Source organism: Streptomyces prunicolor (assembly GCF_045162825.1).
Classification (GTDB): Bacteria; Actinomycetota; Actinomycetes; order Streptomycetales; family Streptomycetaceae; genus Streptomyces; species Streptomyces prunicolor.
The window spans coordinates 1,281,267-1,295,019 of record NZ_CP108676.1 but is presented as its reverse complement, the minus strand read 5'-3'; the positions used below and the strand labels follow the sequence as shown (position 1 = coordinate 1,295,019).

Genomic DNA, 13,753 nt, shown 5'->3' with positions numbered 1-13,753 from the left:
TTACACGTCGGAGGGCTCGGTCGGGCGGTCGTCGGCCGGGCGTTGGGGTGCGGGCAGGGGGGCGGGCGTGGACCTGTCGTCCGTCGCGAAGAACCGCGACAGGTCCGTGTCGACCGCTCCGGCCCGCGCTCTGGCCTCCGGCGGGATCCCCAACTCCCAGTCGAGTCCGTACCGTTCGAACAACTCCGTGCGCAGCACCGGGATCGCCATCGGCACCCCGGGCACGAGCGCCGCGTAGACCGCGCCCATGAGCAGTGCGCGCAGCATGGGGTAGTCGGAGGGGACGTTCCCCGATCCGTACCGCGCGATGGTGTCGCCGAGGAGTTGGGACAGGCGCCGTTGCTCCGGGCACGAGACGAAGCCCTCGCCCTGGAGGAGTCCCGCCATGTGCTGGCGCATCAGCACGGGCCGGTCGTGGGCGAGGCCCAGGATCGCGTCGATGGCCCGCGCCATCCGCTCCCGCCCGTCGTCGGTCCGGGGCTCGCGCTCCAGGGCCTCCTCCAGCGTGCGGTGCATCAGCCGGTGCACGGCGGACTGGACGAGCTGGCGTTTTCCGGGGAAGTAGTACGACACCAGTCCGCGCGCCGAACCGGCCCGGTCCGCGATGTCGCCCAAGGTCGTGGCCTCGTAACCGCGCTCACTGACCAGTTCCACGGCCGCGTGCAGGAGCCGTTCCCGGGAACGCCTGCGCAACTCTTCATTGACCGAGGCGCTGCGCGGGGACATGCTGTAACTCCTGCGTTGACTGGCTATCAGCCAACTATACTCAGGACGTCCGGGTCTCCCGTCGAGGGGGTCCGGCGCATGCTGCCGTCCGTCTGGGGCGACACGGGGGATCGTCTCAGGCGGACGGCTCCTTTTCCGCCCAATGGTTTCCCTGGGCGACTTTTGACCCGGCGCCCGGCGCCGCCTTCTCGCACATCTGTCGCACGGCACGTGAACCGTCCCTAGAGTGGGCACGGGTGTCGAGCCGAGGAGGCGCACGGGCATGGAGCAGGACCAGCGGATTTTCGCGCGGATCAACGAGATGGTCGACGACGAGCGCAAGCTCCGGGAGGCCGTCGCGTCCGGCGCGATCGACAGCGCCACGGAACATCAGAGGCTCGGGCAACTGGAACGCGAACTCGACCAGTGCTGGGACCTGTTGCGCCAGCGTCGCGCCAAGACGGAGTTCGGGGAGAACCCGGACGAGGCGCGGGTGCGGCCGGAGTCCGAGGTGGAGGGCTATCAGAGCTGAGTCGGCTGAGTTGACGTACGTCGGCGTGCGTTGACGGATGGGGAGGCCGCGTCGGCCGGTCCGGCACGGCCGCCGATCGTTTCGTTTCGCTGCGTCACTGCTGAACGCTTCGCCGCTACTTGCCGCGCCCGGCAAGCCTGTTGGCGATCCCGGCCTCGACCGCCTCCTGCAACTCGTCCGGCGTGAAGCCGAGGTTGCGCAGGATCCGCGCGGCCGGGCTCTCCTCGACGCGGATCAGGCCCAGCAGCGTGTGTTCCGTGCCGACCCAGTCGTGGCCGAGGTCGGCCGCCGCGCGACGGGCCTGGTCGATGGCCTCCTTGCTCTCCGGCCGGAACGGGATGTGACCCCGCAGCGCCTTCTCACCGGCCGGCGGCAGCGCTTCCTCGATCGCGTCGCGGATGCGCTGCTCCGACTCGGTCCTCGCCACCAGTACCTCGTACGCCAGGCCCTTCGGTTCGCCGAGCAGGCCGAGCAGGAGGTGTTCGGTGCCGATGGAGTCGTGCTTGTGCGTGCGCGCGGCTTCCTGTGCGAGCACGATGCTGTGCCGGTTGAGGTTCGTGTACCGCTCGAACGGGCCGGGTGCGTGGCGTTGTTGGGCGGCCTGCTTGGACACCCCGATGGCGTCGCCGATCTCGGTCCATGACGCGCCGACCTGCTTGGCCTTGCTCACGTAGTGGTCGATGAGCTGGTCACCGAGGTCGGACAGGGTCTGGGCGCGCAGCCGCGCTTCGCTGATGCGGGTCAGTTCGTTGGCTCCGGGGAGCTCCTCGTCGAGGCGGGCGATCAGGTCGGCGAGGCTGATGTCGAGTGGGCTCATGCGTCAACTTTAAATTGACGATCCCCAATCGTCAATCTGTAATTGACGATTGACCCGAGGGTGCTCCCGCCACCTGTTCCGAGGGTGCTCCCGTTGTACTGACCGGGTCAGCCCCGAGGCTCGCCCTGTCCCCGCTGTCCCCGCTGTCCCCGACCGGCCAGCTCAAGGACCGGCCGCAGAGCGTCCGGCCGCTCCGTCACCGGCCGGTGGTCCACGAAGTGCACCCCGCATCCCAGAGCCGTCGCCCCGCCGTCCGCCCGCCGGTCGTCGCCGACCATCAGGACGTCCTTCGGATCGACGCCGAGGACCTCGCAGGCGACGCTGAACAGTCGCGGGTCCGGCTTCTGGATGCCGTGTTCGTACGACAGGACGTACGCGTCCACGTACGGGTCGAGCCCGTGCGCGCGGAACACCGGCCGCAGATCCCAGCCGATGTTGCTGACCACACCCACGCCGATCCCGCGCTCGTGCAGGGTCCGCAACACGTCCTCCGTGTCCGGGTACGGCGTCCACGCAGTCGGCGTCATGTGCCGGTCGTACAGCGCGTCGTGCAACGCCGGGTCGGGGAGCGGGACTTGACGCGAGACGCCGGTGTACGCGGCCCGGTGCAGCGCGGAACTCTCGTCCCGGATCGCCCACATCTCGGCGAACTCCTCGGGCAGTTGCTCCGGTTGTGCCCCACCCGGCATCGCCCCCGCCGACTCCAGCGCCCGCGCCGCCTCGACCAACTCCGGTTCGGGCAGCGCGATCCCGGTCTCACGCAACACGGCACGCAGCCAGGACTCGGTGGACTCGATGCGGAAGAGGGTTCCGGAGAAGTCGAAGAGGACGGCATTCATGCGGTGATCTTACGCAGCCGCATTCCAGTCGGCGGGAAGGTCGCATCCGCAGAACACGCAGACGAAATCGCCCTCGCGCACGATGCTGATCTCCCGGCACGTTTCACAGCGCCGGAACACCACGGCGTGCGTGAAACCCGGGGGACGGCCGATACCGGCCAGGTCGAGTGCGCGTGCCACTGCGAGCCACGAGTCGAGGTGCGGGCAGTAGCCGGTGGACTGGTTGCTGACCTCCTGGACCTCCCAGAGCCCCGCTGCCTGTTCGAATCCCATCTCGCCCGCACCCAGCACATCGGCGCCCCCGGCACACGCCACATGCTCACTCCGGCGTGGTGCCAGCCGCAGCAGTCCGTCCAGATCGACGACGAAGGTGAAGGGTTCGGCCAACTCGGCCTTCTCCCGTCCGGCCAGCCAGGCGTTCAGATCCCCGGCCGACCGTACGACCCGGCCCTCCGCACCCGGCCGCACAGCGGTCAGCAACTCCGCCGGACCGACATACCGATGTCGCCGCCCGCCCGCGCTCACACCCGCCACCGTTCGTACGCCCCGACGGCCACCGCCACCACGAACGCCCCCAGAACCCACCCGCCCAGCACATCCGACGGCCAGTGCACGCCCAGCCACACACGGGTGAGCCCCACACCCGCCACGGAGATCACGGCCAGAACCATGGCCGTACGCCACACAGCGCGCCCGGCGCCGTGGTCGTGGAGCAGCCACAGCAGCAGGCCGCAGACCACCGTGGCGGTCATGGCATGTCCGGAGGGGAAGGCGGCGTAATGGGCCGAGTCGACGGGGTCGGGCCATACCGGGCGGGGGCGGGCGACCAGTGCCTTGAGTGCCTGTTGCAACAGTGTGCCGAGCGCACATGTGGCCGCCAGCCATAGAGCCGTCCACCATGCCGAACGGCGCCACACAAGCCAGACCATGGCCGCCGCGCACACAAGGCGCAGGGTCAGTGGGTCCCAAACCCAGTCCGTCAGGATGCGGAAGGTGTGGGTCAGTCCCTCGTCCTCGACCGCCCAGCGGTGTGTGGTCCGGGCGATCCGCCCGTCGACGTCGATCAGTGGGCGCCACTCCACCGCGACCAGGGTGAGCAGCAGCGCGGAGCACAGGGCGAGGGTGATGGTGGTCTGTCGGAGAGTCGGGCGGGGTGGGTGGAGCGGGTAGCGCATGGAACGATCCTCGCCGACTCGTGGTGCGCGGAGCCAACTCCGCCCCGGGGCGGCATCCTCCGTGACTCCTTCCCGGTCGGCCTTCGGCCCCTCCTCAGCCGAGCGCCCGCAACCCCGGTACGAATGCCACCAGCACCGGAACCACCGGCACCAGCGCCGCCGTCGCGGTCAGGCCCAGCCGGCGCATCGCCGTGAGCCGGTCCGGGGGAGTGAGCAACCGGTTCACCCGATGCGGAACATGGGCGTGCGGGGTGGGGCACGGCCCGAACACCCCACGGTCCTCGTTGAGTTCGACCAGCGCGAGCGCGGTCGTGAGCCGGCCGAAGCGCCGGGAGGCCATGTCGTCGGCGGAGAGTTCGACCAGCCGGTGCATCTCGTCCCGGAACGCGGCGAACACCGGCACCTGCGGAAACCCGTTGGCAAGCGCGCCCGAGCAGTGCAGGAGCCAGTCGTGCCGGGCCTGTGCGTGCCCCTGCTCGTGCGCGAGCAGCGAGTCCAACTGCCGTCCCTTGAGGCGCCTCAACGCGGCCGTGGTGATGACCAGTTGGGGCGCGGCGCCGGACATCCACCACGCGTCCGGCCGTTCCCCCTCCAGGATGACCAGCGGCTCGGCACCGGGCTCCTCGCCGGGCAACACCGGGGCGCGCACGAGGAGTTCGGCCCTTCGCAGCCGACGTCGAGCCCGGGCCCGTACGACCTCGCGGACCAGCATCGCCGCGGTCCACGCCCCGCCGCACGCGAGGGTCACCGCGGTCGTGGCGGCCCAAGGCCCGTTCGCCACAAGGGGATAGGCGTCCACGACCGCGTGCGGGGCGTTGGCGAACACATGGCCGCGCACCGCCTGCCATGCGGCGGCGGCGCTGAGCGTCATCGACAGGGCGCAGCACAGGAGTACGGCCGCGACCACGCACTGCCACACCCACAGCGCGAGCACCGGCTCATGGTCCGGCCAGTCGGCCCGGGCGAGCAGCCGTGGGGCGACAACGGCGGCCAAGGCGCCGAGCAGCAACAGTGCTGCGGGGACCATCATGGGAGCACCCTATGAGCGCCGCGGTGATCAGGGGTACGGCTTGTCACGGCAAAGTGACGCAGACCACGATTTCGTACCGCCGCGCCGGTCCTGCCTAGAGCGTCAGCAACATCGCGACCATGCCGATCCCCATCGACAACCGGCACGCCCGCGCCAACTCCGGCCGATCGCCCCAACCGACGCTCGCGCCGCCGCCCACCGTTCCGGTGACGGGCACCAGCCGGATTCCCGACAGCAGCACGTATCCCACGAAGTAGAGGAGCAACGCGCCCGTCACGAGCGGGACTCCGGAGTCGCCGTGCTCGTGGTGGTGCGCGGGCGACGCGGCCATCGCGAGCGCCATGTAGACCATGGCCGCGGTGCCCAGCAGGTGGTGCACGTGGTGCGGGCTCCTGCGCGCCGACCACAGGGCGCGCAGCGCCGCCGCGCCGAACACCGCCGCGTAGCCGGGCCACGCCCACGCCGGTGGGGTGAACACCGCCGCCGGTACGGCCATCGCGGCCATCCCGAAGCCCATCAGCGCCTCGCCGCCCGCGGCCCGGCGCTGTTCCTCGACGGGGCTGCGCATCCGCAACAGGCAGTAGGCCCCGGTCGCCGCGCACAGCGCGACCAGGAGCCAGCCGGACGAAGCCGGTCCACCATGCACGCGCGTCCCCCGTTCCGCCCCGGATATCGCTCTCCGTCGACGTTCGGTCACAGGATGCCCGTGCCGCACGGGGCGCAATCGAGCGCAACGGTGTACACGGGGAGCACTCTGCGGCGCGCGGCAGGTCAGTGGCGCCCCGGGGCATGCCTGGCGGAAATGTTTCACGAGTAAAATACCTGCTAAACTTATTTCCCATGAGCAGTGCGACCCCCGTCCCCACCCCGCGCGTCCGGCGCCTCCCGCTCACCGGTGTGCTGCGCCTCGGCCGGCCCTCGGACATCTGGTTCAAGCCCGCGCTCAGCGTGGTCGCCTCGGTCGCCCCGCCCAACCTGACCCTGCTGGCCCTCGGCCGCCTCGACCTGGCGATGTACACGATGGCCGGCTCCTTGTGCGCGCTCTACGCCCACAACAAGCCGTACGCCGCCCGGGCCCGCGCCCTGCTCTGGGTGGTGCTCGGGATGATCGCCGGTCTCGCCGTCGCTCTGGTCACGGCCTCGCTCACCACGAACACCCTCGTCCTGGTCACGGTCGGCGCCGCCCTGGCCGCCGTACAGAAGGGCCTGTGCGACGCGACCCGGATCGGCCCGCCCGGCAACGTGGTCCTCACCTTCATCAGCTCCGCCTCGCTCTTCGCACCGCAGGCACTCGGCCAGGTCCCCGCCCACATCGCGCTGGCCACCGCCGCGGGCGCCTGGGCCTGGCTCGTCGGCATGGCCCCGCCCTCGTCCGCCCCTACGGCCCCGAGCGCCGCGCCACCGCCCAGGCCCTGAACGCCGTGGCCGCGTACGCCGCCGCATACGGCACCGAAAAAAGCCCTGCACGCGCGCGTGCCGACGACGACCATCCACGCGCGCGTGCCGCCGCCGCAGCCGCCGTGCACGCCGCATGGCAGGCCCTCCTCGCCACCGGCACCCGTACCGCGCCCCGACGCGCCCTCCAGCGCCTCCTCGTCCGTGCCGAGGTCGCGCTCGCCGCGCCCGGGGACGCCGACCCGCAGCGGCTGCGCGCCTGGGCCCGCGAACTGCGCGGCAGGGCACCGGTCCCACAGACCGACGTCCCGGCAGGCGCCGTAGAAGACGAACTCCTCGGTGTGGACGCCGAACCGGCCGCCCCCGCGCGCCCGTTGTGGACCAGGCTCGGTCCGCTCACCCCCCTCGTGCTGCGGACGGCGCTCGGCTGCGCGCTCGCCGGATACGCCTCCCTCGCGCTCGGTGTCGGCCGCCCCTACTGGGCCCTCGTCACCGCCGCCTCCCTCTACCAGGCCAACATCACCCTCACCTGGGGCCGGGGAGTGCAGCGGGTCGTCGGGAATCTCGCCGGGGTGCTCGTGTTCGCCGCGGTGGCCCCGCTCGCCCATGCCCACCCGGCGGCGCTCGTGCTGTGCTGCCTCGCCCTCAACTTCGGCGCCGAGGCGCTGATCGCCCGCAACTACTGGCTCGGCAGCGTCTGTGTGACCCCGATGGCGCTGCTCATCACGGAGTTCGCCCGGACACAGCACTCCGGTGAGCTGATCACCGAGCGGATCGTCGACACCCTGGTCGGCGCCCTGGTGGGCCTCGTCGCCGCGGCCGTCGTCACGAACCGGCGCGCGACCGACCGTATCGAGGAGGCGCTGACCGGGGTGGAACGGGCCCGTGAGCGGGCCGTGCGCCTGCTGGCGGAACCGACGCCCGCGCGCGGGACCCTGGATTCCGCGCACCGCACGCTCGCCGCCGCGCTGGTCGAACTGCGCGCCACCGCCGACGCCGCGTCCGGCGAGTGGTGGCAGCGCGCCCTGCCGCAGGAGCGGGTCGTGCTCGCCGAACAGTCCGGACACCGTACGCTCGCCGCGACGGTACGACGCCGGGAGTCGCACTCCTGGCCGACCGGGGATCGGCGCACGGGCAGGACGACGGAGGGCGTACGGGGATGACGGCAACCAATGGACGGCCGGTGGACGGCGCGGCCCGCCCCACCGCTCCGGGAGCGGCCCGGCACGACACCGTCGCCGCCGTCGTCGGGCAGTGGCAGACCGTGCACCCCGACCTCGACACCGGCCCGATGGAGATCATCGGCCGGATCAACCGGTGCGCCGCCCTGCTCCAGCAGGCCGAGGACGCGCCGCTGCGCCGGGCCGGGCTCAGCCGCCCCGAGTTCGACCTGCTCGGCGCGCTCCGCCGCACCGGGCGCGAACTGACACCGAGCGAGCTGACCCGGGAGACCTTCTCCTCGGGCGCCGCCGTCACCAAGCGCCTCAAGCTGCTGACCGAACGCGGCCTTGTCGAGCGCCGCGGCGACACCCGGGACCGCCGCGTCGCCCACGTCCGCCTCACGGACGCCGGCCGCGACCTCGTCGACGCGATCCTGCCCGAGCAGCTCGCCTACGAGACGACCGTGCTCGCCGGCCTGGACACCCCCGGACAGGGCGAACTCGCCTCCCTGCTCGGCGAGTTGCTGGTCCAGCTGGAAGGCCGACTGGGCATGCTGCGCGTCTGAGCCGCCGTACACGGGCGCCGACGGACCGTTGACGCGAGTCGCGTGATCTCCCTACGTTCGATCAAGCCGGTTCGGGACGCCGACTGACGTACGACATGTCGAACAAGGAATTGATGCCGTGGCAGCCGCAGCCTCCACCGCCCCCACCGCTGGGAAGCTCACCATCGACCTCGGCACCGACACGGGCCCCTTCCACGGAGGCGCGAGCGGCACGCTCTACGGCCTGTACGGCGAGGGCGTCCCCAGCCGCAACGCCGTCGAGGGCATGTACGTCCGCACGGTCTCCACCAAGGCCCAGGACGGCACCCAGCACCCGGGCGCCGACGCCCTGGAGATCCTCCGCCCCTTCGTCGAGGCGGGCGGCCAGGACGTCTACGTCTACATGACCGACATCTACCGCGGCTTCCCCTACGAATGGCCCGGCGACACCGGAGCCGAGCGCCTCGCCGACTTCACGGCCCGCGTCCGCCGCCAGGTGGACCAGGTGCTGACGCTCGGCGCGTACAAGTCCAATGTCGTGTACGTCCCGTTCAACGAGCCCGAGGGCAACATGTTCGGCACGGGGGAGTGGAGCTACGACCAGGTCTCCTGGCGCACCGACCCGGCCCGCTACTTCGCCGCCTGGCGGGACCTCTACCGCCTCATCAAGGAACTCGACCCCGGCGCCCGAATCGCCGGCCCCAACACCTGCCTCCTGTACGACGAGATCAGGGGCTTCCTGGAGTTCGCCAAGGCCGAGGACGTACTGCCCGACGTCATCACCTGGCACGAGCTGTCCTCGCCCGACGAGATCCGCACGAGCGTTGCCAAGTACCGTGCTTTGGAGCGGGAGTTGGGCATCGGCCCGCTCCCCGTCAACCTCAACGAGTACGCCCACAACTACCACTTGTCCGTCCCGGGCCAGATGATCCAGTGGATCGCCGCGATCGAGGAGTCCAAGGTCGACGCCGACATGGCGTACTGGAACATCGACGGCAACCTCAACGACTCGGTCGTGGAGGCCAACAAGGGCAACGGCCAGTGGTGGCTGTTCAACGCCTACGGCCAGTTCACGGGCAACACCGTCCAGGTCGCCGCGCCCCACCCCAACGTCCAGTACACGCTCCAGGGCGTCGCCGCGCTCGACCGCGCCAAGCGGCAGGCACGGCTGCTGCTCGGCGGCACCGACGGATCGGCGGACGTCGCGTTCGAGCACGTCGACCCCGAAGTCTTCGGTACGACCGTCCACGCGCGGCTCCTGGAGATCCCCTGGACGGGCCAAGTCGGCGCCTCCGCACAGCCGTTGAGGCTCGCCGATCACGAACTCCCCGTCGTGGACGGCAAAGTGACGCTGCGTCTGACCGACCTGGACGCGATGTCGGCGTACCAGGTGATCCTGTCCCCGGGCCGCAACGGGGCGGTGGCGCCGGCGCCTTCGGTCGGTTGGCGGCGCTCGTACCAGGCGGAGGACGTGGCCTACATCGGTGACGGCCACTCCCTGAACGGGCCCGAGGGATCCCCGTCCGACGTCGACAAGTTCGCCGGCTCGACGGGCTACCACGTGGGCGGACTCCGCACCGGCTCCGACGGCGTGCTCGTCTTCTCCGTGGACGTCCCGCGCGACGGGACGTACGACGTGAGTGTCTTCGCCAACTCCTACAACCTGGCCGACGCGGTGCGCGAGCAGGGGCCCACGAATGTCTTCCTCCGGGTCGACGGCAGCCACCCGCAGGAACTCCGGCTGCCGCTCGGCTACAAGTGGGCGGTGTGGGGCCACACCGACACACAGGTCGAGCTGACCGCCGGCGCTCACACGATCACCCTCGCCGCGCAGGACCATGACCTCGGCGTCACGAGGGGCGACGCGGTGATCGACCGACTCGACCTCGCCCTGCGCGACGACCAGGTGACCGCGCCCGCGCTGTACGACGCGGAGTTCGCGGTGCTGGGCGGTGGCGCTCGCGTCGACTACGGGCGGCGTGGAGCGTCCGGTCCCGGTGTCGTCGTACTGCCGCGTGGTGGCACCGCCACCTTCTGGGTGCACGCGGCGGAGGACGGGGAGGCGACCGTGACCGTCGATCGGATCGGCCCCGGCGAGGGCGAGTTGACGATCAACGGAGAGAACGTGGGGATGGTTGGTGGCGAGAACGAGGGGATGGTCGGCGGAGGTGACGTGAGGATTGTTGAACGATCCCCCGTTCCCCTGTTCCTCATGGCAGGCGTCAACAAGATCACCGTCACCGGCACCTCGGACCAGCTCGTCCTGGACCGCCTCCAGGTGGGCGCCTCACACGGCCTCCTCACCACCTCGACGCACCCGGCCGAGGAAGGCGCCACGACGGGCACCGCCCGGGTCACCAGTGCCCACACATTCGCCACGGGCGGCAAGGCGGTCGACGGCATCGGAGGCGGCCCCGCGAACACGCTCACGCTCACCGTGACGGCGGAGCGGGCCGGCCGGCACGCGCTCACGATCCGCTACTCCAACGGCGAGCAGGCACCGGCCACCCACTACAACCCGGACCCGGTCTGCCGCCACGCGGACATCGCGGTCAACGGGGCCGTCCCACGGCGCGTCCTGTTCCCCACCACCTTCCACTTCAACAACTTCCACGACCTCGCCGTCCCCGTCACTCTCGACCAGGGCACCAACACCGTCACCTTCACGGCGGACGAACTCCCGGACCACGACGGCCACTCCAGGAACCAGTACGGCCAACGCTCCGCGTACGCACCGGTGATCGACACGGTGACGGTGACGCCGCTGGCCTGAGGACGGGATGCGGGCGGGTGGCTCAGCGCTCCTCGTCGCCCGCCGCATACACCCCGAACATCGCCCCCTGCGGATCCCGCAGCACCGCGATCCGCCGCACGTCGCCGATGGACGTCGGCTCCATGAGGACCGTGCCGCCCGCCTCCGTGGCCGATGCGGCGGTGGCGTCGACGTCCGACACGGCGAAGTACGGAAGCCAGTGCGAGGACACCTCCGGCGGGAACTTCTCGTCCATCGTCATCATGCCGCCGAAGTCGGCGCCGTCGATGCCCCATTGCGGGTAGTGCTCCGAGGGGCGGACGGTCCAGCCGAACACCGTCGTGTAGAAGCTCTCCGCCCGCTCGGGCGCCCGTGTCAGCAACTCCACCCAGCCCAGCGCGCCGGGCGCGTTGAACAGCCCGGCGCCCGGGAAGGTCCGCGCCTGCCACATCTGGAACGCGGCGCCGCCCGGGTCGAGGGCGACCGCGAAGCGCCCGATGTCGAACACGTCGATCGGTTCCATCAGGAGGGTTCCGCCCGCGGCCCGTACCTTCTCCGCCGTCGCGTCGGAGTCCGCGACCGCGAACGACACGTTCCACGCCACCGGCTGCGACTCCTGGAACAGCGGGGTCAGCGCGGCGACCGCCGCGTCCCCGATGTGCGCGACCGTGTAACCGCCCGCCTCCGGCCGCGGATCGGTCTCCGGACGCCAGCCGAACACGTCCGAGTAGAACCGCTTGGCCGCCTCCAGATCGCTGGTCCCGAGCTCGGTCCAGCAGGGCCCGCCGGTCACCGGCCTGTCGAGCTTCATGGCGTTCCTTCCGCAGAAAGCTCCCCTTCCAGCACGCTAAGCCCGGGCGGCAGCCCCGGCCATCCGGCCGGGAAGGGCGCGGCAGCCGCCGTAGACCTACATCCCCGGCCGGTACCGCAGCGGATGATCCGCCGGCACCTCCACCAGCACGATCCGCGTCCCGTCCGGATCCGAGAGCCACATCTCCACCAGCCCCCAGGGCTCCCGCACCGGCGGCCGCACGATCTCGACGCCCTTCGCCCGCAGCTCCTCGTGCGCGGCGCCCGCGTCCGGGACCTGCAACCACAGCTGTACGGCGGGGGAGGGCGGGGTGTCCGAGCGGCCGGAGACCTCCAGGAACCCGCCGCCGAGGAAGTAGACGGTTCCGCGTTCCGTGCCTGTGCCGAACTCACGGTAGACGGGCAGGCCCAGTTGCTCGCCGTAGAAAGCGCGGGAGCGGTCGGGATCGGTGGGGCGCAGCAGGATGCGGCTGCTCAGTACGTGCACCATGCGGCCGGAGCCTAGTCGTCGGGGCCGCGTTACCCTCGTCTCTGCCTGAGCCGCGCCCTGATCGGAGTTGTGCACCATGGACACCGCCGCCACCGGACTGACCTTCCGCGACGCCACCGACGCTGATGTGGACGCCTTGGTCGTGCTGATCGAGTCGGCCTACCGGGGTGACGACAGCCGGGCCGGTTGGACCACCGAGGCGGACATCCTCGAAGGGCAGCGGACCGATCCCGAGGGCGTGCTGGCGGTCATCAAGTCGCCCGACAGCCGACTGCTCGTCGTGGAGCGCGAGGGCCGGGTAGTTGCCTGTTGTCAGCTCGAACACCGGGGCGCGCACGCCTACTTCGGGATGTTCGCCGTCAGCCCGCAACTCCAGGGCGCCGGCCTCGGCAAGGTCATCATCGCGGAGGCGGAGCGCACGGTCCGGGAGGCCTGGGGTGCGCGGGAGATGCACATGACCGTGATCTCCGTACGGAACGACCTCATCGCCTGGTACGAACGCCGGGGCTATCGCCGTACGGGCCGGATGACCCCGTTCCCGTACGGCGACGAGCGGTTCGGCGTTCCACAGCGCGAGGACCTGCAGTTCGAGCTGCTGGTCAAGGAACTCGCTTGATTCTTACGGCCGTTCGGTCGGCTGTTCGGTCCGCTATGCCGTGAAGCGGCCCGTGCGTTTGATCTCCGGGTAGTCGGTCGTCGCGCCGTCCAGCCCCAGGGCCCGTACGAGCCGCAGCTGGTCCTGTGTGTTCACCACCCAGCCGATGATCTTCAGGTCCGCCTTGCGGGCCGCCTCGACGACCTCCAGGGTGAGCCTGCGGATGTTGAGGCACACCGTTTCGGCACCGGCCTCGGTGGCGCGTTCCACCACGTCGGGGCCGAAGCGGCCGGCGATCAGCGCGGTCCGCACGCCGGGCACCAGGCGGGCGATCTCGGCGATCGCCTCGTCGTGGAACGAGGACACCTCGACCCGCTCGACCAGGTTCCGCCGGTGCATGACCTCGGCCAGCGCCCGTGCCGCCGCAAGGTCCTTGATCTCGGCCTGGATCGGCGACTTGACCGCGTCCAGTACCTCTTCGAAGACGGGCACGCGCTCGCCGCGTCCCGCGTCCAGGGTGCGCAGCTCGCCGAGGGTCCGCTCGGCGATCGGCCCGGTCCCGTCGGTCGTACGGTCCACGTCGGCGTCGTGCATGACGACGAGGGCACCGTCCTTGCTCAGATGCAGATCGAGTTCGATGACATCGAGGCCGCCCTGCTCGGCGGCGACGAAGGAACGGAGAGTGTTCTCGGGTTCGAGACCCATGACTCCGCGGTGACCGATGGTAAGGAAGTTCAAGGTTCAACTCGCTTCCGTCGCGGCGGCTCGGCACGCGCGCGTGGGCGCGGCCGGACACCGGCGTCCACGCGGCAGAGCCGCAGCCTAACGGCCTGGCCCGGCGATGGGACCCGCGCGTGCACGGGGGATCGGGGGTGACGGACGGGGTCCACCTGGAGCGTACGGCCCGA

14 protein-coding genes and 1 pseudogene are annotated in these 13,753 nt (G+C 71.0%); 5 read left to right on the top strand and 10 right to left on the bottom strand.

Going from position 1 to position 13,753, the window contains the following annotated elements; all coding sequences use genetic code 11:
* Nucleotides 1-726: a TetR/AcrR family transcriptional regulator gene (locus OG588_RS05890; protein WP_405946348.1), complete on the bottom strand. Its 726-nt coding sequence runs from the start codon at nucleotides 724-726 to the stop codon at nucleotides 1-3.
* A gap of 262 nt (nucleotides 727-988) precedes the next feature.
* Here OG588_RS05890 and OG588_RS05885 point away from each other — a divergent pair, with 262 nt between their 5' ends.
* Entirely contained in the window at nucleotides 989-1,237 is a 249-nt protein-coding gene (locus tag OG588_RS05885; protein WP_405946347.1) for a DUF2630 family protein, read from the top strand.
* Nucleotides 1,238-1,352: 115 nt separating this feature from the next.
* On the opposite strand, the gene OG588_RS05880 is transcribed toward OG588_RS05885, so the two are convergent.
* The 6 genes from OG588_RS05880 to OG588_RS05855 form a co-directional block, all read right to left on the bottom strand.
* Entirely contained in the window at nucleotides 1,353-2,054 is a 702-nt protein-coding gene (locus OG588_RS05880; RefSeq protein WP_405946346.1) for a Clp protease N-terminal domain-containing protein, read from the bottom strand.
* Between the two features lie 107 nt (nucleotides 2,055-2,161).
* Nucleotides 2,162-2,893, bottom strand: coding sequence for an HAD family hydrolase (locus tag OG588_RS05875; protein WP_405946345.1), 732 nt, complete (start codon nucleotides 2,891-2,893; stop codon nucleotides 2,162-2,164).
* 9 nt (nucleotides 2,894-2,902) lie between these two features.
* Nucleotides 2,903-3,427 (bottom strand): hypothetical protein, encoded by a 525-nt coding sequence (locus tag OG588_RS05870; protein ID WP_405946344.1) that lies wholly within the window; start codon nucleotides 3,425-3,427, stop codon nucleotides 2,903-2,905.
* Nucleotides 3,415-4,068: a phosphatase PAP2 family protein gene (locus tag OG588_RS05865; RefSeq protein ID WP_405946343.1), complete on the bottom strand. Its 654-nt coding sequence runs from the start codon at nucleotides 4,066-4,068 to the stop codon at nucleotides 3,415-3,417. The genes OG588_RS05870 and OG588_RS05865 overlap by 13 nt, the downstream gene beginning before the upstream one ends.
* Nucleotides 4,069-4,162: 94 nt before the next feature.
* Nucleotides 4,163-5,098, bottom strand: coding sequence for a M56 family metallopeptidase (locus tag OG588_RS05860; RefSeq protein WP_366094343.1), 936 nt, complete (start codon nucleotides 5,096-5,098; stop codon nucleotides 4,163-4,165).
* Nucleotides 5,099-5,192: 94 nt separating this feature from the next.
* A complete protein-coding gene (locus OG588_RS05855) occupies nucleotides 5,193-5,744 on the bottom strand; it encodes a DUF5134 domain-containing protein (protein ID WP_360073189.1) in 552 nt (183 codons plus the stop codon).
* Nucleotides 5,745-5,938: 194 nt separating this feature from the next.
* Here OG588_RS05855 and OG588_RS05850 point away from each other — a divergent pair.
* The 3 genes and pseudogenes from OG588_RS05850 to OG588_RS05840 all read left to right on the top strand — a co-directional run bounded on the left by OG588_RS05850 (nucleotide 5,939) and on the right by OG588_RS05840 (nucleotide 10,971).
* Nucleotides 5,939-7,656, top strand: a pseudogene (locus OG588_RS05850) (FUSC family protein).
* Nucleotides 7,653-8,219, top strand: a complete 567-nt coding sequence (locus OG588_RS05845) for a MarR family winged helix-turn-helix transcriptional regulator (protein ID WP_405946342.1) — start codon at nucleotides 7,653-7,655, stop codon at nucleotides 8,217-8,219. Before OG588_RS05850 ends, OG588_RS05845 begins: the two are co-directional and overlap by 4 nt.
* A gap of 118 nt (nucleotides 8,220-8,337) precedes the next feature.
* Nucleotides 8,338-10,971 (top strand): cellulosome protein, encoded by a 2,634-nt coding sequence (locus OG588_RS05840; RefSeq protein WP_405946341.1) that lies wholly within the window; start codon nucleotides 8,338-8,340, stop codon nucleotides 10,969-10,971.
* A 22-nt stretch (nucleotides 10,972-10,993) separates the two neighbouring features.
* Here the strand turns inward: OG588_RS05840 and OG588_RS05835 are convergent, their stop codons facing one another.
* Nucleotides 10,994-11,761, bottom strand: a complete 768-nt coding sequence (locus OG588_RS05835; RefSeq protein WP_405946340.1) for a VOC family protein — start codon at nucleotides 11,759-11,761, stop codon at nucleotides 10,994-10,996.
* 96 nt (nucleotides 11,762-11,857) lie between these two features.
* Nucleotides 11,858-12,250, bottom strand: coding sequence for a VOC family protein (locus OG588_RS05830; RefSeq protein WP_405946339.1), 393 nt, complete (start codon nucleotides 12,248-12,250; stop codon nucleotides 11,858-11,860).
* A 76-nt stretch (nucleotides 12,251-12,326) separates the two neighbouring features.
* Between OG588_RS05830 and OG588_RS05825 the strand changes: the two genes are divergently transcribed.
* On the top strand, nucleotides 12,327-12,866 hold the full coding sequence (locus OG588_RS05825) for a GNAT family N-acetyltransferase (RefSeq protein WP_405946338.1): 540 nt from the start codon (nucleotides 12,327-12,329) through the stop codon (nucleotides 12,864-12,866).
* Between the two features lie 33 nt (nucleotides 12,867-12,899).
* On the opposite strand, the gene OG588_RS05820 is transcribed toward OG588_RS05825, so the two are convergent.
* Entirely contained in the window at nucleotides 12,900-13,583 is a 684-nt protein-coding gene (locus OG588_RS05820; protein WP_026151273.1) for a glycerophosphodiester phosphodiesterase family protein, read from the bottom strand.
* Nucleotides 13,584-13,753 lie beyond the last annotated feature (170 nt).

What these genes read in the sequence shown, in the direction of transcription:
- OG588_RS05880 (WP_405946346.1), bottom strand. Translation starts at nt 2,054, where the DNA reads ATGAGCCCACTCGACATCAGCCTCGCCGACCTGATCGCCCGCCTCGAC.
- OG588_RS05835 (WP_405946340.1), bottom strand. Translation starts at nt 11,761, where the DNA reads ATGAAGCTCGACAGGCCGGTGACCGGCGGGCCCTGCTGGACCGAGCTC.
- OG588_RS05875 (WP_405946345.1), bottom strand. Translation starts at nt 2,893, where the DNA reads ATGAATGCCGTCCTCTTCGACTTCTCCGGAACCCTCTTCCGCATCGAG.
- OG588_RS05865 (WP_405946343.1), bottom strand. Translation starts at nt 4,068, where the DNA reads ATGCGCTACCCGCTCCACCCACCCCGCCCGACTCTCCGACAGACCACC.
- OG588_RS05885 (WP_405946347.1), top strand. Translation starts at nt 989, where the DNA reads ATGGAGCAGGACCAGCGGATTTTCGCGCGGATCAACGAGATGGTCGAC.
- OG588_RS05830 (WP_405946339.1), bottom strand. Translation starts at nt 12,250, where the DNA reads ATGGTGCACGTACTGAGCAGCCGCATCCTGCTGCGCCCCACCGATCCC.
- OG588_RS05860 (WP_366094343.1), bottom strand. Translation starts at nt 5,098, where the DNA reads ATGATGGTCCCCGCAGCACTGTTGCTGCTCGGCGCCTTGGCCGCCGTT.
- OG588_RS05825 (WP_405946338.1), top strand. Translation starts at nt 12,327, where the DNA reads ATGGACACCGCCGCCACCGGACTGACCTTCCGCGACGCCACCGACGCT.
- OG588_RS05890 (WP_405946348.1), bottom strand. Translation starts at nt 726, where the DNA reads ATGTCCCCGCGCAGCGCCTCGGTCAATGAAGAGTTGCGCAGGCGTTCC.
- OG588_RS05845 (WP_405946342.1), top strand. Translation starts at nt 7,653, where the DNA reads ATGACGGCAACCAATGGACGGCCGGTGGACGGCGCGGCCCGCCCCACC.